General features: G+C 71.2%; 15 protein-coding genes and 1 pseudogene. 13 read left to right on the top strand and 3 right to left on the bottom strand.

The annotated features are described in order from the left end of the window. The 10 genes from dxr to G5C60_RS34320 form a co-directional block, all read left to right on the top strand. Positions 1-1332, top strand: a 1332-nt coding sequence (gene dxr / locus G5C60_RS34275) for a 1-deoxy-D-xylulose-5-phosphate reductoisomerase (RefSeq protein ID WP_338146014.1), incomplete at its 5' end; no start/stop codon positions are given. 1 nt (position 1333) lies between these two features. Continuing rightward, entirely contained in the window at positions 1334-2488 is a 1155-nt protein-coding gene (ispG, locus tag G5C60_RS34280; protein ID WP_165265088.1) for a flavodoxin-dependent (E)-4-hydroxy-3-methylbut-2-enyl-diphosphate synthase, read from the top strand. Next, positions 2485-3567, top strand: a complete 1083-nt coding sequence (locus G5C60_RS34285; RefSeq protein ID WP_338146015.1) for a polyprenyl synthetase family protein — start codon at positions 2485-2487, stop codon at positions 3565-3567. The genes ispG and G5C60_RS34285 overlap by 4 nt, the downstream gene beginning before the upstream one ends. Next, positions 3564-4589 (top strand): 4-hydroxy-3-methylbut-2-enyl diphosphate reductase, encoded by a 1026-nt coding sequence (locus G5C60_RS34290; protein WP_165265090.1) that lies wholly within the window; start codon positions 3564-3566, stop codon positions 4587-4589. The genes G5C60_RS34285 and G5C60_RS34290 overlap by 4 nt, the downstream gene beginning before the upstream one ends. Further along, a complete protein-coding gene (locus tag G5C60_RS34295; protein WP_165265092.1) occupies positions 4586-5638 on the top strand; it encodes a selina-4(15),7(11)-diene synthase in 1053 nt (350 codons plus the stop codon). Before G5C60_RS34290 ends, G5C60_RS34295 begins: the two co-directional genes overlap by 4 nt. Next, entirely contained in the window at positions 5635-6603 is a 969-nt protein-coding gene (locus tag G5C60_RS34300; protein ID WP_165265094.1) for a spirocyclase AveC family protein, read from the top strand. The genes G5C60_RS34295 and G5C60_RS34300 overlap by 4 nt, the downstream gene beginning before the upstream one ends. 72 nt (positions 6604-6675) lie before the next feature. Continuing rightward, positions 6676-8079 carry an FAD-dependent oxidoreductase gene (locus tag G5C60_RS34305; protein ID WP_206440338.1) on the top strand — a complete coding sequence of 468 codons (1404 nt, stop codon included), beginning with the start codon at positions 6676-6678 and terminating at the stop codon, positions 8077-8079. Continuing rightward, positions 8076-9509 carry a cytochrome P450 gene (locus G5C60_RS34310; RefSeq protein ID WP_165265096.1) on the top strand — a complete coding sequence of 478 codons (1434 nt, stop codon included), beginning with the start codon at positions 8076-8078 and terminating at the stop codon, positions 9507-9509. The genes G5C60_RS34305 and G5C60_RS34310 overlap by 4 nt, the downstream gene beginning before the upstream one ends. Position 9510: 1 nt before the next feature. Then, positions 9511-10263, top strand: coding sequence for an SDR family NAD(P)-dependent oxidoreductase (locus G5C60_RS34315; protein ID WP_165265098.1), 753 nt, complete (start codon positions 9511-9513; stop codon positions 10261-10263). Positions 10264-10346: 83 nt separating this feature from the next. After that, entirely contained in the window at positions 10347-11237 is an 891-nt protein-coding gene (locus tag G5C60_RS34320) for an LLM class F420-dependent oxidoreductase (protein WP_165265100.1), read from the top strand. Between the two features lie 299 nt (positions 11238-11536). On the opposite strand, the gene G5C60_RS34325 is transcribed toward G5C60_RS34320, so the two are convergent. Then, positions 11537-11995, bottom strand: a complete 459-nt coding sequence (locus G5C60_RS34325) for an RrF2 family transcriptional regulator (RefSeq protein ID WP_165265102.1) — start codon at positions 11993-11995, stop codon at positions 11537-11539. Positions 11996-12256: 261 nt separating this feature from the next. Here G5C60_RS34325 and G5C60_RS34330 point away from each other — a divergent pair, with 261 nt between their 5' ends. Both G5C60_RS34330 and G5C60_RS34335 read left to right on the top strand, forming a co-directional pair. Then, positions 12257-20584 (top strand): type I polyketide synthase, encoded by an 8328-nt coding sequence (locus tag G5C60_RS34330; RefSeq protein ID WP_165265110.1) that lies wholly within the window; start codon positions 12257-12259, stop codon positions 20582-20584. 26 nt (positions 20585-20610) lie between these two features. Then, positions 20611-22113, top strand: coding sequence for a tryptophan 7-halogenase (locus G5C60_RS34335; protein ID WP_165265112.1), 1503 nt, complete (start codon positions 20611-20613; stop codon positions 22111-22113). On the opposite strand, the gene G5C60_RS34340 is transcribed toward G5C60_RS34335, so the two are convergent. Further along, positions 22105-23994, bottom strand: a complete 1890-nt coding sequence (locus tag G5C60_RS34340) for a glycoside hydrolase family 15 protein (RefSeq protein ID WP_165265104.1) — start codon at positions 23992-23994, stop codon at positions 22105-22107. The genes G5C60_RS34335 and G5C60_RS34340 overlap by 9 nt on opposite strands. A gap of 480 nt (positions 23995-24474) precedes the next feature. Here G5C60_RS34340 and G5C60_RS34345 point away from each other — a divergent pair, with 480 nt between their 5' ends. Next, a complete protein-coding gene (locus tag G5C60_RS34345) occupies positions 24475-25569 on the top strand; it encodes a glycosyltransferase family 4 protein (RefSeq protein ID WP_165265106.1) in 1095 nt (364 codons plus the stop codon). Here G5C60_RS34345 and G5C60_RS34350 read toward each other — a convergent pair. Next, positions 25536-25968 (bottom strand): annotated as a pseudogene (locus G5C60_RS34350) (hypothetical protein); the annotation flags it as partial. The gene G5C60_RS34345 and the pseudogene G5C60_RS34350 sit on opposite strands and share 34 nt — an antisense overlap.

Below are 25968 nucleotides of genomic sequence, written 5' to 3' on the forward strand. Positions count from 1 at the left end.
CTCCCGTACCCGCCCGGCCGTTGCGCCCGGTCCACGCTGCGCCAGGACGGCACCCTGACGACAGCAACCGGCCCGACGACTGCGGCAGACGGCGGATATGGGCGCATGCGGGCAGTAGTGGTCCTGGGATCGACCGGCTCGGTCGGCTCACAGGCACTCGACATCATCACAGCCTTCCCGGACCGCTTCCGCGCGGTCGCGCTCGCCGCAGGCGGTGGCCGCCCCGGTGTGCTGGCCCGTCAGGCCCTGCTGACCGGGGCACAGCTCGTGGCCGTCTCCGACCCCGGTGCCGCCGCGGACGTCACTGCCGCTCTTGCCTCGCTCGCGCGGGAGACGGACAGGCCCCGGCGTCCTGTGCCCAGGGTGCTTGCGGGCACGGAGGGGTTGGCGGCGGCGGCCGCGTGGCCGTGCGACATCGTGCTGAACGCGCTCCCCGGTGCCGCGGGCCTGCCGGCCACGCTGACTGCTTTGGAGGCCGGCCGCCGTGTGGCGCCGGCGAACAAGGAATCCCTGGTCACCGGCGGCGAGTTGATACGGCGGGTGGCGGGGCCCGGGCAGCTTGTGCCGGTGGATTCCGAACACAGCGCGATCATGCAGTGCCTTCCCGGCTGGGCGTACGGCTGCCCCGTGCCCGGCCTGCGGCGCCTGGTCCTGACGTGCAGCGGCGGCCCGTTCCTCCACCACACCCCCGCGCAGCTGGCGGCCGTCACTCCGGCGCAGGCTCTTGAGCATCCGACCTGGCGGATGGGTCCTCTCGCCACCGTGAACTCCGCGACTCTGGTCAACAAGGGGCTGGAGACCATCGAGGCCCAGATGCTGTTCGGCCTCGGCCATGACCGCATCACGGCCGTCATCCACCCTCAGTCCGCGGTCCATTCGATGGCCGAGTACGCCGACGGCTCCACGCTGGCCCAGGCGGCTCCGCCGGACATGCGGCTGCCCATCGCCGCTGCTCTCGCCTGGCCCCACCGGCCGCCACCCGCCGTCATCCCGCCCCTGGACTGGACCGGGGCGCACACCTGGACCTTCGAGCCCGTCGACGAGGCGCGGTTCCCCGCCCTCGCCCTGGCCCGGCACGCAGGCCTCCTCGGCGGCACCGCCCCGGCCGTGTTCAACGCCGCCAACGAAGAGGCTGTCGCCGCGTTCCTCAACGGTTCTGTCCCCTTCCCCGCCATCACCGCGGCCATCGAACACGCCCTGAACCACCACCATCCGGTCTCCGACCACGAGCTCACCCTCGACGCCGTACGCGCCGCCGACGCCTGGGCACGCCACCACACCCAGGAGCACCTGCACCAGCCCACCCCCGCATACCAGGCGCAGGAGGTCTGACATGCCGGCCATCGATCTCGGAATCCCCGCCCCTCCCCCCATCACTCCGGTGCGCCGCCGCACCCGGCGAATCCGTGTCGGCGATGTCCCCGTCGGCGGCGGCGCACCGGTCTCCGTCCAGACCATGACCACCACCAACACCGCCGACGTCGACGCCACCCTGCAGCAGATCGCCGAGATCACCGCCGCCGGATGCGACATCGTGCGTGTCGCCGTCCCCTCCCAGGACGATGCCGATTCCCTGCCCGCCATCACGAAGAGGTCCCCGATCCCGGTGATCGCGGACATCCACTTCCAGCCGCGCTACGTCTTCGCCGCCCTCGACGCCGGATGCGCCGCTGTGCGAGTCAACCCGGGAAACATCAGGAAATTCGACGACAAGGTCGGTGAGATCGCGAAGGCCGCGACGGCGGCCGCGGTGCCGATCCGGATCGGGGTCAACGCCGGATCGCTCGATCCACGCTTGGTCGCCAAGTACGGATCTGCGACCCCCGAGGCCCTGGTGGAGTCCGCGCTGTGGGAGTGCTCGCTGTTCGAGGAGCACGGCTTCACCGACATGAAGATCGCGATCAAGCACCACGACCCGCTCACCATGATCGCCGCCAACCGCCTCTTGGCCGAACGCTGCGACTACCCGCTGCATCTCGGCGTCACCGAGGCGGGCCCGGCCTTCCAGGGAGCCATCAAGTCCGCCGTCGCCTTCGGCATCCTCCTGTCCGAAGGGATCGGGGACACCATCCGCGTCTCCCTGTCCGCGCCACCCGTCGAGCAGGTCAAAGCCGGCAACCACATCCTGCAGTCCCTCGGCCTGCGCCCGCGGAAGCTGGAGATCGTCTCCTGCCCCGGCTGCGGCCGCCTCCAAGTCGACATCCACCGCCTCGCAAGCCAAGTCGAAGCCGCATTCGACGGTTTCCCCCACCCCTTGCGCGTCGCCGTCATGGGCTGCGTCGTCAACGGCCCCGGCGAATCCCGCGAAGCCGACCTCGGCGTCTCCTGCGGCAACGGCAAGGGCCAGATCTTCGTCCGCGGACAGGTCCTGCGCACCGTCCCCGAGGCCCATATCGTCGCGGCCCTCGTCGAGGAGGCTCTGCGGCTGACGGCACACCCCGACTCCTCGCAGGCAGCCGACTCCTCGCAGGCAGGTGAAGCACGGTGACCGTGACCTCCCCGGCAGCCGAGCCCATGGACCTGGCCGCCGTACAAGCCTGCGTCGACGACGTACTGCGAGGCTTCCTGGACGCCAAGGCCGCCACCGCCGCGGCCCAGGGGCTGCCCGATGACATCCCTCGTGCGCTGCGGGATTTCCTGCTGGCCGGAGGGAAACGGCTGCGCCCGCTGCTGTGCGTCATCGGCTGGCGCGCCGCGGGCGGCCGGCGCAACACCACCCCTGTCGTACGGACGGCGGCGGCGCTGGAACTGTTCCACGCCTTCTGCCTGATCCACGACGACATCGTGGACCGCTCCGCCACCCGCCGCGGACGGCCCACTGTCCACCGCGCCCTCGCGTCCGGGCACCCGGCACCGGACAGCCCTGACGCCGCCTGGTGGGGGACCTGCGGCGCGATCCTGACCGGCGACATGGCCCTGGCCTGGTCCGAAGAACTCCTGCACACCGCCAACCACCCGTACGCCCGCCGCGCCGCCCTCCACAAAGTGCTCCAGGAGATGCGGGACGAGGTCATCTACGGTCAGTACCTGGACCTGCTGGCCCCCCTCGCCCCCGCCACCGACGTGGACGCCGCCCTGCGGGTGATCCGCTACAAAACCGCGAAGTACACCATCGAACGCCCCCTGCACATCGGCGCCGTTCTCGCCGGAGCAGGCCCTCGCCTCCTGGACACCCTGTCCTCTCTCGCGTTGCCGCTGGGTGAGGCTTTCCAGCTCCGCGACGATCTGCTGGGCGTCTTCGGCGATCCAAGGCGGACCGGCAAGCCCGTCCTCGACGATCTGCGGGAGGGCAAGCGCACCGCCCTGCTCGCCCTGGCCGCCCAGCGCGCCACCCCCGGCCAACGGGCGCTCCTGACAGGCCTGGTGGGCAGCCCGGCCCTCGACGAAGCAGGCGCCGCCCGCATCCGGAACGTCCTTCAGGCCACCGGTGCCCGTACCACCGTGGAAATCATGATCGCCGCACGGCACGAGCAGGCCCTGGCCGTGCTGGAGGACACCGCGATCCCGCCCGCTGTGGCCGTCACCCTGCGCCGCATCGCGGCCCGGACCACGGAGCGCACCTCATGACCGGCCGCAAGCGGCGTGTTCTGCTCGCCGCCCCGCGCGGAGTCTGCGCCGGGGTGGACCGGGCGATCGCCACCGTGAACAGGGCCCTGGAACTGTACGGCGCGCCCGTCTACGTACGCCACGAGATCGTGCACAACAAGTACGTCGTGAAGACCCTGGAGAAGAAGGGCGCGATCTTCGTCGACGAGACCGAAGAGGTACCCGAGGGCAACATCGTCATCTTCTCGGCACACGGCGTCGCCCCCGTCGTCCACGAAGAGGCCGAGCGCGGCAAGCTCGCCATCATCGACGCGACCTGCCCGCTGGTCACCAAGGTCCACAAGGAAGCCGTGCGGTTCGCCAAGGAGGACTACGACATCCTCCTGATCGGCCACGAAGGCCACGAAGAGGTCATCGGCACGAGCGGCGAGGCGCCCGATCACATCACCCTCGTCGACGGCCCCGAGGACGCGCGGAACGTCGAGGTACGCGACCCCGACAAGGTCGTCTGGCTCTCCCAGACCACGCTCTCGGTCGACGAGACCACGGAGACCGTGGACGCCCTCAAGAGCCGTTTCCCCAACCTCCTCTCGCCGCCCGGCGACGACATCTGCTACGCCACCCAGAACCGCCAGACCGCGGTGAAGCAGCTGGGCGCCGAGGCCGACCTCGTCATCGTCGTCGGTTCCGAGAACTCCTCGAACTCAGTCCGCCTCGTCGAGGTGGCGCTGGGCGCCGGCGCCCGCGAAGCCCACCTGGTCGACCAACCCGAGGAGATCGACGAGACCTGGCTGGAGGGCGTCGGCACGGTCGGCGTCACCTCCGGCGCCTCCGTCCCCGAGATCCTCGTGCACGGCGTCCTGGACTGGCTCGCCCAGCGCGGCTACGAGGACGTCGAGACGATCACGGCCGCCGAAGAACACCAACGGTTCGCCCTGCCGCGGGAACTCGCGGCATCCGCCGGCCCGCCACAACGTCTCGCGCCGGGAGCGAGGCGTACCCGCCAGGCCGGTTCCAACCCCCCTGCCGAAGGACCGACATGACCGCCGTGAAGGACACCCTCTCCATCCCACCGATCTATTCGCCGTTCCTGCCCGCCATCCACCGCTCCCACGACCGGATCCAGGAACGCAGCAGCGTATGGGCCCACCAGTGGAACATCGGCTCGCCGCAACTGCGCTCCCACCTCGTCCGCCATGACATCGGCACCTTCGCCGCCCGCGTGCTGCCCGACGGCGACGAGGACGTCGTCCAGATCCTGGCCGACTTCATCATCTGGCTCTTCGGCGTGGACGACGGGATGTGCGAGGAGGGCCCGCTCGGGCACCGGCCCGGTGAACTGTCCGCTTCGCTCTCCCGGCTGCTGCGCGTCGCGCAGCAGCCGTCGGCTCCGATGCTGAGCGGAGACCCGCTGGCCGAGGGTCTGCGCGATCTGCAGCGGCGGTTGGCCGAGCACGCAAGCGCCTACCAGTTGGCCCGCTGGGTCGAAGGCACCCGCGCCTACTTCTTCTCGCTGATCTGGGAGGCCCATCACCGCAGTCACGGCACCCAGCCGGGTCTCAACGACTATGCGCTCATCCGGATGTACAACGGGGCGGCCACGGCTGCCGAACCGTTCCTGGAGATCGCCCGCGGCTATCAGTTGCATCCGCGCGAGCGCCACCATCCCGTCGTCGAGGCTCTCGCCGAGATGGCCTTCTTCATCATCGGCTGGGACAACGACATCTTCTCCTTCCACAAGGAGGGCCGCGGACCGCACTTCGTCATGAACGCCGTCCGGGTCGTGCACGCCACCGGACCGGGCAGCCCGAGCGGTGCGCTGTCCCAGGTCATCGCCCACCGCGATCGTGCCACCGCCCACTTCCTGCGCATCGGCCGCGACCACGCGTCGGAGTTGACCCACCATCAGCACCGCTATGCGCGAGACCTTGCCGCCTTCATCCGTGGCAACCAGGACTGGGGTATCAGCTCGGACCGCTACATCAACCCGGCCGATCCCGCCGATCTGCCCAGCGAGTTCACCACCGTCCCGACCGACGACAGCCCCGACCCACTGCCGATCCCGGCGGTGCGAGGGTGGTGGCGGCTGTGAGCGGACACACCCAGCGCACAGCCCGCGCCCAGCGCAGGTCCGCCGTCCGCATGGTGCGCCCGGTACACGTCTGGGCCGCAGCGGGCACGCTGTGCCTGGCGGCGCAACTGGCCCTGCTCGTCCGCTGGTTGGCGGACCGCGGGTACCGCCTGACAGGCGGACCGCGCCCCGCCGCCCCGGCGACGGCGTTGGTCCTGCAAGGCCTGTTCTCGGCCCTGTGCCTCGCCGTCCTCGCGCTGCTGATCCGGATGGCATGGCGCCAGTGCCGTGCCGAGAGGCGACTGTCCTTCGACACGGCCGGCATCATCGGTTTTCTCCTGGCCACGTGGCTCGACCCGGTACAGAACTACCTGCGGCCGGTCTTCGTGCAGAACGCGTACGCCCTGACCCCTGCCGCCTCTTGGGGGCCGTATCTGCCCGGCTGGCAGGGCAGCGATCCGCACACCGTCACCTGGCTGTGGCTTCCGCTCCTGCCCATGTACGGGGCCTTCTACGCCGCGGTGATCCTGATCAGCCGGCTGATGCGGCGGATTCGCGCCCGTCACCCGCAGTGGTCCGAGGCGCGTCTGTACGGAGCGTCGTATCTGATCTCGTATGCCGCGGTGGCGCCACTCACCCAGATCTATCCGCTGCTCGCCGTCGGGGTGTGGGGGCACGCGATCCCCGAGCTGACGCTGTTCAGCGGCCGCTGGTACCAATGGCCCCTCTACGAAGCACCGGTGACGGCCCTGGTCGTCCTGCTCCCGTCGATCCTGCGCCATCAGCACCTCACCGGCGGCAGCAGCCTGGTGGAGCGTGGCATGGAGCAGCTGCCGGACACCCGCCGGTCCTGGGCGCGTGCCCTCGCCGTCACCGCCTTCATGAACGGAGCGGTCCTGCTCTACATGCTGATCCAGATCCTGTTGTCCTTGCTGCCGGGGATCTCCCCACAGAGCCTTCCCGCCCACTTCGGTACGACTTTCTGACCGCCACGTCGCGCGCTGCGGCCGACGCTCCCCCGCCTGCTGAACAGCGTACGGAGGACTCTGGAGGACTCCATGGCCCGAACCGTCTCCTGGGAACATGCCGTGGTGCTCGGCGGCGGATACGCGGGGCTGCTCGCCGCCCGCGTGACAGCGGACCACTTCCGCCAGGTCACCATCGTGGAGCGCGACCTGCTCGGGGACGAGCCGCACCGCCCGGGCACCCCGCAAGCCCATCACCCGCACGGGCTGCTGGCCCGGGGAGCCGAGATCCTGGAGGCGCTGTTTCCCGGCCTGCGGTCCCAACTCCTGGGTGCCGGCTGCCCGGTGACGGACTTCGGCACCGGCACCAGGACTCTCTTCCCCAGCGGATGGGCGCCGCGCGAGGCCTTAGGCATCGATGTCCAGCTTCTGGCACGCACCACACTGGAGGGACTGCTGCGCCGGCGCGTGACCGCGCTGTCGGCTGTCGTGCTGCGCGACGGGACACAGGCCGACGGGCTGATCGTCGGCCGCGACGGGCAGACCGCCGAGGTCGTGGTCCGCCGTCGAGGTCCCCAATCACCCGGCAAGGAGCCGGAGCGCATCCTCGCGGACCTCGTCATCGACGCCACCGGGCGCGGCAGTCGGCTTCCGCAGTGGCTGGACCTGGCAGGGCTGCGCTGCCCGCCCATGTCGGTGGTGGACGGCCGCATCACCTACGCCTCCCGGCTGTATGCGCTCGATGCGGCCCCGCCCCGCGACTGGCTGGCTTCGTACGAGCCCACCCTGGCCCCCGCTGCCCCGCGCGGCGGCGTCGTCGCACGCGTCGGGCCGTGCCATTGGCTGCTCGGCCTGATCGGCGCGGCCGGAAACACACCCCCCGCCGACGAGGCCGGCTTTCGCGCCTACGCCGTCGGCCTGCGCAACCCGGACCTCGCCGGAATCATCGACGAGGGCACCCCCCTCACCCCCATCCATCGCACCCGGGCCACCGCCAACCGTCTGCACCGCTACCACCGCGTCGACCACTGGCCCGGCCACGTGATCGCGCTCGGCGACTCCGTGTGTGCCCTCAATCCGGTCTACGGGCAGGGCATGACCGTGGCCGCCCTGCAGGCAGCACTGCTGAGCACACTGCTCGACCGGTACGCCGAGACGGGCCGGCCGGCGCATCTGGGACCGGCGTTCCAGCAGGGCGCTGCCCGCCTCGTGCGCGGCCCCTGGCTGCTCAACACCTCCGCCGACCGGGCCTGGGCCGCCGAGCGCGCACCGTTCGCGAGCCGTCTCGCCACCGGCTATCTCACCGCCCTGACCGCACGGCTGCCCCATCACACAGATCTGTTCCTGCGCTTCGCCCGCACGATGCACATGCTCGACACGCCGAGGGCCCTGGTCTCCCCCCATGTAGTCGCCCAGCTCTCCAGGCCAACGCACTTGGGGCGAGCGAGGGAGGCGACGAGAGGAGTCCATCCCGTCCCACCAAGGAGTACACCGTGATCACCCACTCTCCCTCCGCCGCTGCGCCCACCGGCGCGGGCGGCATGCCGGTCCTCGGGCACCTGCTGCCCCTCATGGTCAAGCGCATGGCGTTCATCCAGTCCCTGCGTGCCCAGGGAGATCTCGTCTGGATCCGGCTCGGTACGCACCCGGTCTGTGTCGTGAACTCACCCGAGCTGATCCACCGCGTACTCGTCACCGAGGCACGCAAGTTCGAGAAGGGCCTGATCTTCGACAAGATGCGGCCCTTCCTGGGCAACGGCCTGGTCACCTCCACCCACGCTCACCACCGGCGCCAACGGCGCCTCGTACAGCCCGCGTTCCACCGGGAGCGGATCACCCGCTACGGCGATCTCATGCTCCGGTGCGTGGACGAGCGCATCGCCGACTGGCGGCCCGACCGCACCGTGCGCGTCGACATCGAGATGCAGAACCTGGTCGTCGACGTCCTTGCCGGCACGCTGTTCGCCTCCCGGGCCGGCGAGCGCGCGGCGGAGGAGATGCACCGCTCACTGCCTGCCTTCAATCAGGGGCTGACCAGGCGCACCCTCTCGCCCCCGTTCATGGACAGCATCCCCACCCCCGCCATCCGCCGCTTCAACACGGCCGCCGCACGGTTGCGCGCCGTGGTGGAGGAGATGATCGCCGCCTACCGCGAGGCCGGCACCGACCACGGCGATCTGCTCTCCATGCTCCTGTCGGCCCGTGACGCGGACACCGGCGACGCCATGACGGACGAGGAGATCCGCGACGAGGTGATCAACCTGCTGATCGCCGGCATGGAGACCACCAACAGCACGCTCGCCTGGATCTGCCATGTCCTGGGCCGCCATCCGGAGGTGGACCAGCGCGTGTACGCGGAGGTTCGCGCGGCAGCCGGAGACCACCCCCTCCAGGCCGCGAAGCTGCCCGAACTCCGGTACACCCGGCGGGTCGTGTGCGAGGTGTTGCGTCTGTACCACCCGCTGTGGCTGGTGATGCGCCGCTCCACCGCCCCCGTCGCACTCGGCGATGCCACGCTTCCCGCCGGCACTGACGTGGTGTTCAGTCCGGCGACACTGCACCGCGATCCCGTGCTCTACCCGGACCCACTGCGCTTCGATCCGGACCGCTGGCCGCTCCCGCAGACGGAAACTCTGCGGCATGCCTTCATCCCCTTCGGCGCAGGCAGCCGGCAGTGCATCGGAGACGGGTTCGCCTGGACCGAACTCACCCTGGCGACAGCCCACATCGTGTCCCGCTGGAAACTGCGCCCCGCCACCGGCCACAACCTCCGCCCGGGCAACACCGTCGTGATCCACCCGGGCCGGCTCCCCATGATTCCCACCCCGCGCGTCGAGGACAGGTCCACGGCGGTCGTCCCGAACACCGACAAGCACCGAACCGACAAGCACGAACCCGACAGGCACCAACAGGAAGGCACGGGCTGAGATGAACACCACCGACTTCGACCACAGGGTGGCCCTGGTCACCGGCGGCGGCTCCGGCATCGGAGCGGCCTGCGCGACGCACCTGGCCGAGCTCGGCGCCGCGGTCGTCATCGCCGACGCCGACGAGGCGGCGGCCCACCGCACCGCCGAGAAGATCAAGGCCGCGGGCGGCAAGGCCCGGGGCGTACACGTCGACGTATCGCACCTTGGCACGGTCGGGTCGTTGGTCGACTCCATGACGGCCATCGAGGGCGGCCTGCACATCGCCGTCAACGCGGCCGGGATCCTCGGGCCGCTCGCGCCACTCGCCGAAGCCCCGGCCGCGGAGTGCCGCCGGGTCTTCGAAGTGAACATCATGGGTGTGTTCCACTGCATGCGGGCGGAACTTCCGGTGATGGCGGCGGCCGCGAGCGGGGCCATCGTCAACATCTCCTCGATCGCCGGCGAGGCGGGCTTCCCCACGATGTCGGCCTACACGGCGAGCAAGCACGCGATCATCGGCCTCACGCGCGCCGCCGCCCTGGAGTACGCGGCAGCCGGCGTCCGTGTCGTGGCGGTCGCGCCCGGTCCCGTGGACACACCGATGATCAAGCCTGCCATGGGGCTGGTGGAAGGGGCGGTCGCCGCCCAGCCGATCAAGCGCGTGGCCCGCCCCGAGGAGGTCGCGTCGCTGGTGGCCTTCCTCGTCTCGGACGCCGCGGCCTACATCACCGGAAGCGTCCATCCGATCGACGGCGGCTATCTGGCGCAGTGAGGCGCCCCACGCCAACAGACCGATGGGCAGCGAGGACACATCGCGCGGAAAGACGGCACATCGCGAGACAAGGAGAAGCAGCCATGGACGTCGGGATCATTCTGCTGTTCGACGGACAACCGGGAAACACGCTGGCGGACGCCGGAGAGACCGCCAGGCGGATCGAGAGTATGGGCTTCGCTCACCTGTGGCTCCCGGACCACATCGTGCTCTTCGAGCGGTACGCCCCTAACTACCCCTACAGCTCGGACGGCCTTCCCCCGCTCGGCCCTCGACAGGGATGGTACGACCCGCTGTTCGGACTCGCCGCCGCGGCCGGCACCACCACCCGCCTACGACTGGGCACCAACGTCCTGATCCTGCCCCAGCGCAATCCGTTGCTCCTGGCCAAACAGATCGTGGCCCTCGACCACCTGTCCGCAGGGCGGGTCGACGTCGGCGTCGGCCTCGGCTGGTCCCCGGAGGAGTACGCCGCCCTAGGAGTTCCGTACGAGCGCAGAGGCGCTCGCGCGGACGAGTACATCGCCGCGATGACCCGCATCTGGAAGGACGAACTCGCCGCCTACGAAGGAGAGTTCATCTCCTTCAGTGATGTCGTGGCACTGCCCAAGCCCGTCCAGCAGCCACGGCCGCCCGTCCTCGTCGGTGGCCAGAGCCCACCTGCCCTGCGTCGCGCAGCCCGGCACGGCGACGGATGGATCAGCTGGATGCTGCCCGCGGAAGAGATCTCCCCGACGGTCGGGCGGCTCGAGAATGCCTGCGCGGCCGTGGGCCGCGACCCCGCACACGTGCGCCGCATCCACGGCTTCACCTACACCGCACCCGAGGCGTTCCAGACGTACGCGGACGCGGCCCGTGCGGCGGGAGCGGACGAGATCGCGGTACTCCCGTGGGTCCCGGACAGGGACCCGGGTGATGTCATTGCCGAGATCGCGAACTTGAGCGCTGCAATGGGTGCCGCCATGTCGAAGTGACTCGGGCGCAGCCGCCGACGGGTGAACGCCGCAGGGCCAGGCGGTTTCCTGTCCGACGATCGCGCGGACCTGGCAGGCAGTATGGAGCGAGTGTTCGTCACTCCCCAACTCCGGCTGTTTGTCGGCCACTAGCCACGGCACGAGCGGTTCGGCTCGCCGGGCACCGTCGCCGGCAGCGGGGTGGTGGCGGTCAGCAGCTCAGCGTGGAAGTCGGCACCGCGCGTCTCGTCCAGCTCCCGTATGACAGCCTCGTGGCGTCTGTGCAACGGACGTCGAGCGGAACCGGTGGGGGGCGTCGGCTAGGGATTCGTCCAGGCCGCAGGGTCCTCGGCAAGGCCCAGGACCTCGTCGGGCAGCTTGGCCGCGGCGACATCGGCCAGGGTGACCTCGCCCAGGATCTTCCGGACGTTGGCCCGTACCGCGATCCACAGCGGCAGCAGGGATTCCGCGGGGCCGGAGTAGGAGAGCTCGGGCGGGCGCACGCCCCGTACCGACACCAGTGGTCCGTCCGCCACCCGGATCACGTCCGCGATGGCGATCGAGTCCGCCGGGCGGGCCAGCCGGTATCCGCCTTTCCCGCCCCGCTGACTGACCACGAGCCCGCCTCGGCGCAGGTCACCGAGGATGCCCTCCAGGAACTTGTGCGGGATGCCCTGCGCCGCGGCGATCGCCTCGGCCTTGACCGACGTGTCGCCACCTGCCGCAGCCAGCTCCAACGCAGCCCGTACCGCATAGTCCGCCTTCGCCGAGATTCGCATGCCGCGATTATCCGCCACCGCTGTGTTCGACGGTCACCGGTCACCGGATCGGCGCGCGATCAGGTCCCTGACGCACACGTCACCCGTTGGGCGGCGGCGCGGACGACCCGGCGGTCGGCGACTGCGGCTCCAGCCTGCGCCTGGACCGCACGCCTCGTCGGAACGCCGACGTGTTCCATCCGCTTCCCCGATCCCCACGTCCACGTACGCTCAACACCGGTGTACGCCAAGGCGATTGAACGGCAATCGAGAGGCATGGACATGAGGCACGACGAGCTGATCCGGCCGCTGCCGGAGTTGTTGAAGACGCACGCCGAGCAATCGGCGGAACGTGTCGCCTTTGCCGACTCCTTACGCAGCGTCACCTACGCCGAGCTGGAGCGGCGCACCGGCAGGCTGGCCGCGCATCTCGCCCGGACGGGCGTCGGCCGCGGCGACCGGGTCGCGTTCTGCCTGGGCAACTGCGTGGAGATGGTGGAGAGTTGCCTCGCCACCGTCAGGGCGGGGGCGATCGGCGTCCCCCTCGATCCCCGGTCCTCCGACACCGAGCTCGCCCATTTCCTCCAGGACAGCGGCGCTTCCGTCGTCGTCACCGACTCCGCCCACCTCGCACAGTTGCGGCGCCTGGGTCCCTCGTACCGTCGACTGCGCGTCCTGCTCACCGGTACGGAACCGGTCCCCGCGGACGCCCCCGACGGCACGGTCCTCTTCCGGAGCGCGGCCGAGGCCGACGAGCCCGGCGAGCCCGGCGAGGCGCCACGGGACGACCTCGGGCTGGACGACCCGGCCTGGATGCTCTACACCTCCGGCACCACCCACCGGCCCAAGGGAGTGCTGTCCACGCAACGCAGTGCGCTGTGGTCGGTGGCGGCCTGCTACGCCCCGGTCTTCGGGCTCTCGCCCGAGGACCGGCTGCTCTGGCCACTGCCGCTGTTCCACAGCTTCGGCCACTCCCTCGCGATCCTGGGTGTCACCGCCGTGGGCGCGAGCGCCAGGATCGCCGACGAACTCCTGCCGCCCGGCGGCCTGTTGCGGGAGCTTCACGCAGCGCACGATGGCCCCGGCAACCTCGGCGGTCCCTTCACCGTCCTGGCCGGTGTGCCCGCGACCTACCACCTGCTGGTGTCGTCGGCCGAGGAGGCACCGAAAGCCCCGGAGACACCAGAGACACCAGAGACCCCGTCCTCCACGACAGGGTTGCGGATGTGCGTCGTGGCGGGCGCGCCGAGTTCCCCGTCGTTGCGCCGAGCGGTCGAGGAAGCGCTGGGGGCACCGCTGCTCGACGCGTACGGCAGCACCGAGACCTGCGGCATGATCGCGGTGAACCGGCCGGAGGGGCCGAGAGTCGAGGGTTCCTGCGGGCCACCGGTCCCTGGCATGGACGTACGGGTTGTCGATCCGGGCACCGGCAACGATGTCAGGGAAGGAGCCGAGGGCGAGATCTGGGTGCGCGGGCCGAGCCTCATGACCGGGTACCACAACCAGCCCGAAGCCACGGCCGCCGCCCTGAAGGACGGCTGGTACCGCACCGGGGACCTCGGCCGCCGTGTCGAGCACGGGCATCTCGTCCTCACCGGCCGGCTCAGCGAACTGATCATCCGTGGTGGCGAGAACATCCATCCCACGGAGGTCGAGGAGGTCCTGCTGCGCTGCCCCGGCGTGACCGACGCCGTGGTGGTGGGCGTGCCGCACGACGTCCTCGGCGAGGTGCCGGCGGCCTTCGTCGTGCCGGGTCCGGACGGGATCGACCCCCAGCGGGTGCTGGCCGACTGCCGCACCCGGCTGTCCGACCACAAGGTTCCCGCGGAGATCCACGAGATCGCCGCCGTCCCGCGCACGGCGTCCGGAAAGATCGCCCGGCACGCCGTCGTCCCAGGGCTCGCCCGGCCCGCACCCGACGTCCGCTTCGCCCCTGCTTCCGTTGCCTCCACTGCCTCCACTGCTGCCACGACGACGGTCCCGGCCGACGGATCCCTGCGCGAGCGGCTCCTGTCTCTCTCACGCGAGGCGCAGGAACGGGCGCTGCGCGAGACCGTACTCACCGAGACGGCCGCGGTCTGCGGACACGAACCGCACGACCGGCTCGACGCGGACAGCCCCTTCACCGATCTCGGGCTGACGTCCATGGGCGCCGTCACGCTGGTCGACCGGCTGGGCGCACACGCCGGACTGCGGCTGCCGGCGACGCTGCTCTTCGACCACCCCACACCGGCCGACGTGGCCCGGTACCTGCGTACCGCCCTCTTCTCCCCGGAGACCAGGACCAGGGGGCACGCCCCGGCCTTCCAGTCCCCCGGGCCGTACGACGAGGACCCGGTGGTGATCGTCGCCATGGGCTGCCGCTATCCAGGCGACGTCCAATCCCCCGAGGAACTGTGGCAGTTGGTGTCGGAAGGCAGGGACGCGATCTCGGAGTTCCCGGCCGACCGGGGCTGGGACCTGGCCGCCCTGTACGACCCCGATCCGGACCGGATCGGTACGTCGTACACCCGCAGCGGCGGATTCCTGCACCGGGCCGCGGAGTTCGACGCGGGCCTGTTCGGGATCTCGCCCCGTGAGGCGCTCACCATGGACCCGCAGCAGCGGCTGCTGCTCGAGACGTCCTGGGAGGTCTGGGAGCGGGCCGGAATCGACCCGGCGTCGCTGAGCGAGAGCGACACGGGGGTGTTCGTCGGCGTGATGTACGGCGACCACTCCGCCCGTTTCACCCGCCCCCACGAGTTGGAGGCGCATCTGGGCCTCGGCTCCGCGGGCAGTGTGGCCTCCGGCCGGATCTCCTATGCATACGGCCTGCGCGGGCCCGCGATCACGGTCGACACCGCGTGCTCCTCCTCGCTGGTGGCGCTGCACTGGGCGGCCAGGGCGCTGCGTTCGGGCGAGTGCTCGCTGGCCCTGGCCGGCGGAGTCACCGTGATGTCGACGCCGAATCCGTTCCGCGTCTTCAGCAGGCAGCGCGGTCTGTCCCCCGACGGCCGCTGCAAGTCCTTCTCGTCCTCGGCGGACGGTACCGCCTGGGGTGAGGGCGCGGGCCTTGTGCTGCTGGAGCGGCTGTCCGACGCCCGGCGCAACGGTCACCCGGTGCTGGCCGTGCTGCGCGGTTCCGCGGTCAACTCCGACGGCGCGTCCAACGGGCTGACGGCGCCCAACGGGCAGGCACAGCAGCGGCTGATCACGCAGGCGCTGGCCGATGCCGGGCTCCGCGCGAGCGACGTGGACGCGGTGGAGGCGCACGGCACGGGCACCACGCTCGGCGACCCCCTCGAAGCGCAGGCACTGCTGGCCACCTACGGCCAAGGACGGACCGAACAGCAGCCGCCGCTGTGGCTGGGATCGGTCAAGTCCAACCTCGGGCACACCCAGGCCGCCGCCGGAGTCGCCGGAATCATCAAGATGGTGCAGGCCATGCGGCACGAGGAGCTGCCCCGGACGCTGCACGTGGAGACGCCCACACCGCATGCCGACTGGTCCTCCGGCCGGGTGGAACTGCTCACCTCGGCCCGGCCGTGGCCGTCGGCGGGCCGACCGCGGCGCGCCGGCGTCTCGGCCTTCGGGATCGGCGGGACCAACGCGCACGTGATCTTGGAGGAGCCCCCGCCGCTGGCCGACGAACCGGCCTCGGAGGCCCCGGATGCCTCAGAGCCCTCCGGGACCTCGAAGACCCCGGAGCCCTCCGAGACCTCGAAGATCTCGAAGACCTCGGAGACCTTGGAGAAGGGGGTGCCGTACGACGTTGCGGTGCCCTGGCTGGTTTCCGCAGCCGACGAAGCCGCCCTGCGTGCCCAGGCACGACGGCTGGCAGCCGCAGTGGAGACCCGGCCGGACCTCGCGTCCGCCGACATCGGGTTCACCCTGGCCACGTCGAGGTCCGCACTGTCCCACCGGGCGACGGTGCCGCCCGGGGACCGGGCACGGATGCTGGAGGCGCTGCGGGCACTCGGCAGGGGCACGGGTGGCGGCGGCGCGGTGACCGGCATTGCGGATGCGGGGATCCGTACGGCGTTCCTGTTCACGGGCCAGGGCGCTCAACGCGCCTGTATGGGCCGGGAGTTGTACGCATCGTTCCCCGTCTTCGCCACGGCCTTCGACGACATCTGCCGAGAGCTGGACGACCGTCTCGAACGCCCCCTGCGCACGGTGATGTTCGCCGAGCAGGATTCGCCCGAGGCCGCCCTGCTCGACCGTACGGACTTCACTCAGGCCGGTCTGTTCGCCTTCGAGGTGGCGCTGTTCCGCCTGCTGGAGTCCTGGGGGATGCGGGCCGACTTCCTGGCCGGACACTCCGTGGGGGAACTGGCGGCGGCCCACGTCGCCGGAGTCCTGGACCTGGCTGACGCCGCGGCGCTCGTCGCCGCCCGCGGCCGGCTGATGCAGGCGCTGCCCGAGGGTGGGGCGATGGTGGCCCTGCACGTGGCCGAGGAGGAGGTCCTCCCCGCGTTGGCGGACGTCGGGGACCAGGTGGCGATCGCCTCCGTGAACGGGCCTGACTCGGTGGTGATCTCCGGCGAGGAGAACGCGGTACTCGCCGTCGCCGCCGGGTTCGAGGCACGCGGCCGCAGGACCGTACGCCTGCGCGTCGGCCACGCCTTCCACTCGCCCTTGGTGGAGCCGATGCTCGACGCGTTCCGCCGGGTCGCCGAAGGGCTGGCCTTCCGGCCGCCGCGGATCCCGGTGGTCTCGGCCGTGACAGGCCGGCAGGCCGACGCCGAGGAACTGTGCTCCCCCGAGTACTGGGTGCGGCACGCCCGCCTGCCGGTTCGGTTCGCCGACACTGTGCGGTGGCTCGGCGACCAGGGGGTCTCCGCCTTCCTCGAACTTGGGCCCGGTCCCGTGCTCACGACGATGGCCGAGGAGTGTCTGACCGCCACGGACGGTGATGTAGCCGGGGAGTGCGCGGCGGCCACCCGGGGCGGTGAGCGGGAAACGGAGACGCTGCTGTCCGCCGTCGCCCGGCTGCACGTACGCGGGGTGAAGGTCGACTGGCCGACGGTGTACGCGGATACCGGGGCCCGGAGGGTGGACCTGCCGACGTACGCCTTCCAGCGGCAGCGGTACTGGCTCGACGCACCGCACACGCCCGAGGCAACGGTCGGTGCCGAGTTGCTTGGCCCGGCGTTCGCGGTGCCGGGCGCCGACCGGACCGTGCTCTCCGGGCTACTGTCCACCTCGACCCATCCCTGGCTCGCCGGCCATGTGATCGCCGGGACCGTCCTCGTACCCGCGACGGTGTTCGTGGAGATGGCCGTCCGGGCGGGTGATGCGGTCGGCTGCGACGCGCTGGACGAACTCGTGGTCCTGTCGCCGCTCGCTCTGCCCGCCGCCGCGGGGGTACGCGTCCAGGTCGTCGTGGGGCCGGCGGACGACTCCGGCCGGCGCCCGGTCGACATCTACTCCCGGCCCAAGGAATCCGCGGCAGAAGCGGCAGGAGCGGCAGACGTCGTGGAGGCCGCCTGGACCCGGCATGTCACGGGAGTGGTGGGCCGGGCGGCGCCCCAGGAGACGGAGACCGGCCTGACGACATGGCCGCCGCGGGACGCCGCCGAGGTGGACCTCGCCGACGCGTACGACACCCTGGCGGACGACGGTTTCGCCTACGGGCCCGCCTTCCGGGGCGTACGGGCCCTGTGGCGGCGCGGCGACGAACTCTTCGCGGAGGTACGGCTGCCCGAGCCGGCAGCGGCGGACGCCCACCGCTTCGGGATCCACCCGGCGCTGCTGGACGCGGCACTGCACACCGTCCTGCTCGCCGGCCCCGAACGCGGTGCGGTCCGGGTGCCGTTCGCGTGGAACGGGGTACGTCTGCACGCCGCCGGAGCCTCGGAGCTGCGCGTACGGGTGGCTCCCGCCGGGGCGGCGGGCACGGGCACGGTCACACTGACGCTCGCGGACCCGGAAGGCCGCCCGGTGGCGCGGATCGACTCGCTGTCCACCCGCGAACTCCCCGCAGGGCAGGGTGACTTGGCGGACGACGCGATCCGACACGCCCTGCTGCGCCCGGACTGGGTCGCCGTCGAGCCGCCCGCGGACACGGACCCGGACCCGGCCCCCGCCTCGGACAACGGCGTCTGGACGGTCCTTGGCCCCGACGAGCTGAACCTCGGCGAGTTCCTCCCTGCCGTCGCAGCCCCCACGACGGCCGAACCGGACGTCGTGGCCGTCACGGCACTCGGCCCCGCACTCGGTACGGCACTCAGTACAGCACTCGACACGGCGGCGGACTCCGATCCGCTCTCCGCCGTGCACCTCCTGACCGGCAGGGTGCTTCAGGCGCTGCAGAACTGGCAGGACGATCCGCGGACCGCGGGATCACGGATGGTGGTGGTGACGCGGGACGCCACAGCACCGGTGCCGGACTTGGCGGGCGCCGCTGTCTGGGGACTGGTGCGTACGGCGCAGTCGGAGCTGCCCGGTCGCGTCGTCCTGGTCGATGTGGACGGCCGGCCCGAGTCCCTGCGACTGCTCCCCGCGGCGGTGGCAACCGGCGAACCCCAACTGTCCGTACGGGCGGGGCGGATGACGGTGCCCCGGCTGGTCGGGGCGGCCACGCAGGCCGGGGAGAGCGGAAGCGGCTCGTTCCGCCCGGACGGCACCGTACTGATCACGGGAGGCACCGGGGCACTGGGCGCGGAGGTGGCCCGGCACCTGGTCACCGCGCACGGCGTACGGCATCTGCTGCTGGCCGGACGTCGCGGCCCGCAGGCACCCGGCGCCAACGAACTGCGCACCGTACTGGAGGAATTGGGAGCCGAGGTCCGGATCGTCGCCTGCGACGCGGCCGACCGCTCCGCGCTGGCCGAGGTGATCAAGAGCTGCGAGCCCCCGCTGACCGCCGTGGTGCACGCCGCGGGCGTGCTCGACGACGGCGTACTGGCCGCGCTGACCCCCGAGCGAATGGCGGCGGTGCTGCGGCCGAAGGCGGACGCGGCCTGGAACCTCCACGAACTGACCCGGGAGCTGGACCTGTCGGCGTTCGTCCTGTTCTCCTCGGCGTCGGGCCTGCTGGGCCGGGCAGGGCAGGGCAACTACGCGGCGGCGAACTCCTTCCTGGACGCACTCGCCCGCCATCGCACCGCACTCGGACTGCCCGCGGTCTCCCTGGCATGGGGGCTGTGGGAGCACGACGGCGGCATGGCCGCACAGCTCAGGGAGAACGCGGACAGCGGACAGTCCTCGACCTCCCGTGACGGCCTCCGGGCGCTCTCCCCGGAGCAGGGACTGGCACTGTTCGACGCGGCGCTGGGCGAGAGGGAGCCCGTACTGGCCCCGATCCTGCTGGACGCGGCGGCCCTCCGGTCCGCCGGAGACCGCCTCCCACCACTGCTGCGAGGGCTTGTGCGCCCGGGACGGCCGACAGCAGGCGGATCCGGTTCCGGTTCCGGTTCCAGCCCCGGGCAGCAGATGCTGGAACCGGGTGCGTGGCGGAAGCTGCTGGCCGGGCTGCCCGCCGGCGAACGGGAGGGGGCGCTCGCGGAGTTGCTGCGCGGTGACGTGGCCGCGGTGCTCGGCTACCCCGATGCCGCCGCGCTGCCGACCGGGAAGACCTTCGCGGACCTGGGTTTCGACTCCCTGACGGCGGTTCAGGTCCGCAATCGACTCAGCATGGCGCTGCGGCTCAGGCTGTCCGCCGCCACGGTGTTCGAGCACCCCACGGCGGACGGACTGGCCCGGCATCTGCTCGGCCTGCTGGACGATTCGCTGCCCGCACCTGAGCCGGAACGGCCCGTGCACACCCTCTCCTCGCTGTTCCGGAAGGTCGGCGAGAGCGGTCACCCGGCGGCGGCGATGCACATGCTGGTCACCGCTTCCTATGCGCTGCCGACGTACGGTGCCGCGGCATGCCGCGATCACGCGCTGCCCCCGATCCGCCGCGCCGACGGAAGCGGTAATTCCAGCCGCCCGACGATCGTCTACCTCCCGGCCTACCACCCGTCGCCCCCGTCGGAAGGCGGACGCTTCCCTCGTTTCCACCGCCATTTCCAGGGCGACCTGGACGTCCTGGAACTCCCGCACCCCGGCATCGCTACGGGCACCGCGGTGCCGGAGGACCGCGAAACCCTGGCCCGCACGCATGCCGAGACCGTGGTGCGGCAGGTCGGGGACGAGCCCTTCGTCATCGTGGGACGGTGCGCGGGCGGGAACGTCGCCCACGCCCTGACCCACCACCTGGAGAGCACCGGCATCGCTCCCGCCGGCCTCGTCCTGATCGACACGTACCACATCAACGAGGACAACAGCGACAAGGAGTGGCTGGTCTCACTGGCCGCCGCCGCGGTCCAGGACCTCGGGCAGTCCGCCCTCGCCGGGGACGACGGCGCGCTGGCCGCGATGGGCGCCTACAACCGCATCTTCCTCGGCTGGGAGCCCGAGCCGGTCGACTCCCCCACGCTCCTGATCCGCGCGACGGAGCCCACCCCGGCCATGGCCGCCTCTCCGGACGGGCGGAACGGGACCTGGCGGACGTCCTGGCCGTTGCCGCACGACTGCGTGGACGTGCCCGGCGACCACCTGACGATGATGCAGGAGCATGCCGGGACCACGGCGTCGGCCCTCCGTACCTGGATCGACTCACGCACGGCGAAAGGAGACCGGTGAACCTCTCGGAGCAAGGCGACAAGAACATGGAGGAGTTCAAGGCGTACGAGGAGTACGACGTCATCGTCGTCGGAGGCGGTCCGGCCGGGGCGACGGTCTCGGCGGCCGTCGCCATGCGGGGCCATCGTGTCCTCCTCGTCGAGCAGCACACGTTCCCCAGGTACCAGATCGGGGAGTCGCTGCTCCCCTCCACCGTGCACGGCGTGTGCCGCATCCTGGGCGTCGAGGACGAGATGGCACGGGCGGGTTTCAAGCTCAAGCGCGGCGGCACCTTCCGCTGGGGGCGGAACCGGGACCCTTGGCAGTTCTCCTTCGCGCTGTCGCCCCGCCTTGCCGACCCGACCTCGTTCGCCTACCAGGTCGAGCGGTCCCGGTTCGACGCGATCCTCCTGGACAACGCCCGCCGGGTGGGCGTGGACGTACGGGAGGGCTGCCGCGTCACGACCGTGCTCGCCGACGAGGAGCGGGTCCGGGGCGTGAGCTGGACCGCCCCGGACGGCGGGACACGCGAGGCGAGGGCCCGGTACGTCGTGGACGCCTCCGGCAACGGCAGCAGGATCCACCAGCACGTCGGCGGGAAGCGGACGTACTCCGACTTCTTCCGGAACATCGCGGTGTTCGGCTACTTCGCCGGCGGCAGGCGTCTGCCGGCGCCGAACGACGGCAACATCTTCTGCGCCGCCTTCGACGAGGGCTGGATCTGGTACATCCCGCTGCGGGACGACCTGACGAGCGTGGGAGCGGTGGTGAGCCGGGAGAACGCCGCGGCGATCCAGCGGGACCCGGCGGCGGCATGGCGCCGTCTGATCGACTCGTGCGCCGAGGTGCGGGGCTTCCTCGACGGGGTCCCTCAGGCGACCGAGGCGCCGTACGACCAGGTCCGGGTCCGCAGGGACTGGTCGTACTGGAAGACCCGGCTGTGGCGGCCCGGCATGGTGCTGACCGGTGACGCGGCCTGCTTCGTCGACCCCGTCCTGTCCTCCGGTGTGCACCTCGCCACGTACGGTGCGCTGCTCGCGGCGAGGTCCATCAACAGCGCTCTGGCCGGAACCCCGGACGCTTTGGACGAGGACCGCTGCTTCGAGGAGTTCGAGGCCCGCTACCGCCGCGAGTACGGCCTGTTCTACGAGTTCATGATCTCCTTCTACGACATGCACCAGGACGAGCGGTCGTACTTCTGGAAGGCACGCAAGGTCACCAACGTCGGCGCCACGGAACTGGAGGCCTTCGTCGAGCTGGTGGGCGGTCTGGCGTCCGGCGACGCGTCGCTCACCGGGCCCGGGCAGGCAGACGCCCGCCTGACAGCGACCTCCTCGGCATTCGATCAGGCGGTGGTCCGGCTCCCGGACTCCGACGGTCTGCGCAATCCCCTCTTCGAGTCCGCCAGGATCCGCGAGGTGTTCCAGGAAGGCGTGGTGCTACAGGAACGGGGCGTCTTCGGCGGTCCGCTGGAGGACGAGGCACCCCTGCGTCCGGGTGGCCTGGTCGCCACGGAGGACGGTCTCGCATGGGCTGCGGTCTCACGGTGACATCTGCCTGCGCCGCGCTCCATTGCGTGTGCCGTGCAGGGCGAAGGCGGTGTTGACGAGGCCGACGTGGCTGAACGCCTGTGGGGTGTTGCCGAGTTGGCGGTGGGCGACCGGGTCCCACTCCTCCGAGAGCAGGCCGACGTCGTTGCGGGTGTCCAGTACGCGCTCGAACACGGCGTCCGCCTCCTCGCGGCGGCCGGTCGCCGCGAGGGCGTCGGCGAGCCACAACGAGCAGGCGAGGAAGGCTCCTTCGTGGCCGCCCAGGCCGTCCACGTCGTGCACGTTATGCACGTCATGCACGGCGTGCACGGCGTGCACGGCGCGCTCTCGGGGTGGGCCGCCGTCGGCGTAGCGCCGCAGGAAGCCGTGGTGGCCGAGCGTGCGGGCCACGGCCGACAGCGTGCTGCGGACCCGGGGGTCGTCCGGCGGGAGAAAGCCGAGCCTGGGGAGCAGCAGTGCGGACGCGTCGATCCGACGGGAGCCGTACGACTGCACGAAGCTGCGCTGCTCGGCGTCCCAGCCCTCGCGGCACACCTCGTCGTGGATCGTCTGGCGCATCACCCGCCAGCGCTCCGCCGAACCGCGCAGTCCCGCGATCCGCGCCATCCGCAGCGCACGGTCCGCGGCGACCCACGACATGATCCGGGAGTGCACGAAGTGCCGTGGCGGGCCGCGCACTTCCCAGAGTCCGGCGTCGGGTTCCCGCCAGTGCTGCTCCACGTGGTCCATGAGTGAGGCGACGACGCGCCACATGCGGTGGTCGATGGGTACGCCCGCGCGCACCGCGCAGTACACGGTGTTGAGCACTTCGCCGTAGACGTCGAGTTGGGGTCGGTCGGCGGCGGCGTTGCCGAAGCGGACGGGGCGGGAGTCCTCGTATCCGTCGAGCCAGGAGGCGGGTTTCTCGGGCAGCCTCCGCTGGCCCGACACCCCGTACAGCGGCTGGAGGTCGTCGGGTTCGCCGGCCACGGCACGGACCAGCCAGTTCCGCCAGGCGACGGCTTCCTCGCGATAGCCGGTGCGGAGCAGGCAGGACAGGGTGAAGGTGGAGTCGCGCAGCCAGCAGAAGCGGTAATCCCAATTGCGTTCTCCGCCGAGGCATTCGGGCAGTGAGGAGGTGACGGCGGCCACCATTCCTCCGGTGGGCGCGTAAATCAGCGCCTTCAATGTGATGAGGGACCGGATCACCGCTTCCCGCCACGGCCCCTGATAACTGCATTTCGCCGCCCACTGCTGCCAGAATTCCTGTGTCTCGTCCAGGAGTTCGGTGGTGTCCTCGCGCGGATTCGGCGACAGGTGGGACTGGCTCCAGTCGAGGACGAAAGACATCCGCTGTCCGGCCGAGAGCGTGAACAGCGATCGAGTACAGGCATTGCTGACGGAGACACTCGCCTCATGGTCGTCGTACCGCAGAAAGACGGAGTCCGGTCCGGCGACCGCGGCCACCGTGTGCGCGTCCACGGTCCTGGTCCATGGCACGACACGGCCGTTGAGGAACCGCAGCCTCAGTTCCCCGCACATCTCGACGCGGCCCGCCAGCCCTTCCACCAGCCGTACGAGACGGGGAACGTCCTGGCGGGGAGGCATGAAGTCGGTCACGCGCACGGCACCGCGGGCCGTCTGCCAGACCGTGTCCAGAATCAGCGTGTCGCCACGGTAGGCCCGGCGGGCGCACACCTGCGGGGCGGCGAATCGCGCTCCGGCATGGTCGGCCGGGGCGATCCGCCACCGGCCGTTGTCCTCACCGCCGAGCAGTGCGGCGAAACACGCGGGAGAATCGAAGCGAGGCAGACACATCCAGTCGATCGCACCGTCTCTGCCGACCAGAGCCGCCGTCTCAAGATCTCCGATGAGGGCGTAATCCTCGATTCGCCCGACCATGAAGCAAAGTCTAGTTCCAGAGCCTGCGAGCCCTCGAATGCGTCGCACGAGACGTAAGAAATTGAACGGGAACATATTCATTGACTGGGCTCTGGGCGCTGTGTTAAAGGTGGGATGGCAGGGCATTCAGTTCTTCGGCAGTTCTTCGGCAGGACGTATCGATGTCCCCTCCGCTGGCGAGCCGGTTCCCGGCACGGATGGTCTCGCACCCGTTGCGGCGTGCGACGGACAGGCCTGTCGCCGCCGGCTCCCGGCGCCCCGCGGATCCCGGATCAGCTCGCCCTCGTGGCGTTCATCCGCTGCGCCGCGCCTCGGACCGCGTTCCGTCCGCCCCGGTGCGCCCTGTGGCGCTGCGCCCGGCCAGGACCGCTCCGCGCCGCAGGCGTTCCCGTACGGCATCCTCCCGCACCGTCGGCAGCCGCCGAGCGAGCGGCTCAGGGGACGGAGCGGGCGACCGGGACGCATCCGCCGGAGGCCGCCATGGCCACTGACGGACGCAGGCCCCGCGTACTGCTGCTCACCAACGGCCCCCTCGACGTCGACAACGGAGCCGAGGCCGAGCTGGCCATGGGACTCGCCCGGGCGATGCCGGAGATGGACTACCTGTGGTTCAGGCGAGGGCGGGACCGGCACGCCGTCCCCTGGCTCGGTCGCTCGGTGCCGGTCGTGTCGCGGCACGGCGCACCCGGCCTGCCGGAACGTCTCCAAGTGGCGGTCGTCGGCGCCCGGATGGCACGGGAGGCCGATCTCGTGCACGCCGTGCTGACCATCGGTCCCGGCTTCCCCGCCTTCTCCCGGCTGTGGCCGCCGCTGATCCATGGAAAGCCGGTCCTGCACACCGTCCCCGGCGTCACCGACCCGGAGCTGCTCGCGCGGTCGCGGCCGCTCGGCCCCACCGTGGCGCTGTCCGAGGTGACGGCCCAGTCGCTCGGCGCCGCGGGTTTCGGCGAGGTGCGGGTCATCGGCCCCATGATCGAGCTGGACCAGTGGCCACTGCGGCCCCGGTCGGTCAGGGATCCACCGATCGTCCTTGCCACGGGCCATCATGATCCGGACGGCGGTGCGTACGAGGCCATCGGCTCGGCGGCGGTCGCCGCCCGCGCAGGAGCCCGCTTCCAGCTGATCCTGGCTCTCCAGGGGCGCCCGGGACAGAACGTCGGCCGCCTGGAGCGGGCGCTGCGCTCGCGGGCGGCACAGGAGGGCCTGCACGCCACCGAGGTGCTCGGCGGTGTCGACAACCTGTTGCGGCTGCTGGCGGTCTCGGACATCGTGCTGCACCTTCCGCGAGCGCTGGGCGGCCGGCCGGACGTGCCGTTCACCGTCCTGAAGGCGCTCGCGACGGGACGTCCCGTCATACTGAGCGACCTTCCCCAGTTCGCTCCGCTGAAGGACGCCGTACTGCGTGCCCCCGCCCATGACACCCACCGCGCCGGCCATCTGCTGCTCCAGCTCCTGGACCGGCCCTGGTGGTGGGAGAGGCTCGCGGAGCGTGGCCGGAGCACCGTCGAGGAGCGCTTCGCTGCCGGGCCGTTCAGCTCGCGCTACGCGGAGCTGTACCGGCGCCTCCTGGCATGAGCCAGCCGCTCGACGGCGACATCCCCCCGTACAGCGTGCAACAGCACCATTCCGGTGTCTCCGTAGTCGGGAAGCGTGGGGTCCTTCGGTACCCGGGTGATGCGCAGCCGCTCGGTGTACGGGGCGAAGACGTCGTGGACGGTGCCCGCCCCCACCGGGCAGGCCGGCCAGCGCGTCCCGGAGGCGATGCGATAGCTGGGCATGTTCTCCATGAAGGCGGCGACAAGCCGTCCGCCCGGGCGGACGGAACGGATGAACGCGCGGCACAGGGCGGCGAATTCACCCAGGTCCTCGGTGACGCTCTCGGCGACGAAGTTCATCGATGCCAGGTCATAGACGCCGTCCGGCAGGGTGCGGGCGCTGCCCGGCACGACCCGTACCCGCGCCAGGGCGTCGGAG

The organism is Streptomyces scabichelini (assembly GCF_011045015.1).
Lineage (GTDB): Bacteria > Actinomycetota > Actinomycetes > Streptomycetales > Streptomycetaceae > Streptomyces > Streptomyces scabichelini.

Coding starts and splice junctions, on each gene's coding strand:
- ispG (WP_165265088.1), top strand. CDS start 1,334: ATGCCGGCCATCGATCTCGGAATCCCCGCCCCTCCCCCCATCACTCCG.
- G5C60_RS34290 (WP_165265090.1), top strand. CDS start 3,564: ATGACCGGCCGCAAGCGGCGTGTTCTGCTCGCCGCCCCGCGCGGAGTC.
- G5C60_RS34295 (WP_165265092.1), top strand. CDS start 4,586: ATGACCGCCGTGAAGGACACCCTCTCCATCCCACCGATCTATTCGCCG.
- G5C60_RS34305 (WP_206440338.1), top strand. CDS start 6,676: ATGGCCCGAACCGTCTCCTGGGAACATGCCGTGGTGCTCGGCGGCGGA.
- G5C60_RS34315 (WP_165265098.1), top strand. CDS start 9,511: ATGAACACCACCGACTTCGACCACAGGGTGGCCCTGGTCACCGGCGGC.
- G5C60_RS34320 (WP_165265100.1), top strand. CDS start 10,347: ATGGACGTCGGGATCATTCTGCTGTTCGACGGACAACCGGGAAACACG.
- G5C60_RS34325 (WP_165265102.1), bottom strand. CDS start 11,995: ATGCGAATCTCGGCGAAGGCGGACTATGCGGTACGGGCTGCGTTGGAG.
- G5C60_RS34330 (WP_165265110.1), top strand. CDS start 12,257: ATGAGGCACGACGAGCTGATCCGGCCGCTGCCGGAGTTGTTGAAGACG.
- G5C60_RS34335 (WP_165265112.1), top strand. CDS start 20,611: ATGGAGGAGTTCAAGGCGTACGAGGAGTACGACGTCATCGTCGTCGGA.
- G5C60_RS34340 (WP_165265104.1), bottom strand. CDS start 23,994: ATGGTCGGGCGAATCGAGGATTACGCCCTCATCGGAGATCTTGAGACG.
- G5C60_RS34345 (WP_165265106.1), top strand. CDS start 24,475: ATGGCCACTGACGGACGCAGGCCCCGCGTACTGCTGCTCACCAACGGC.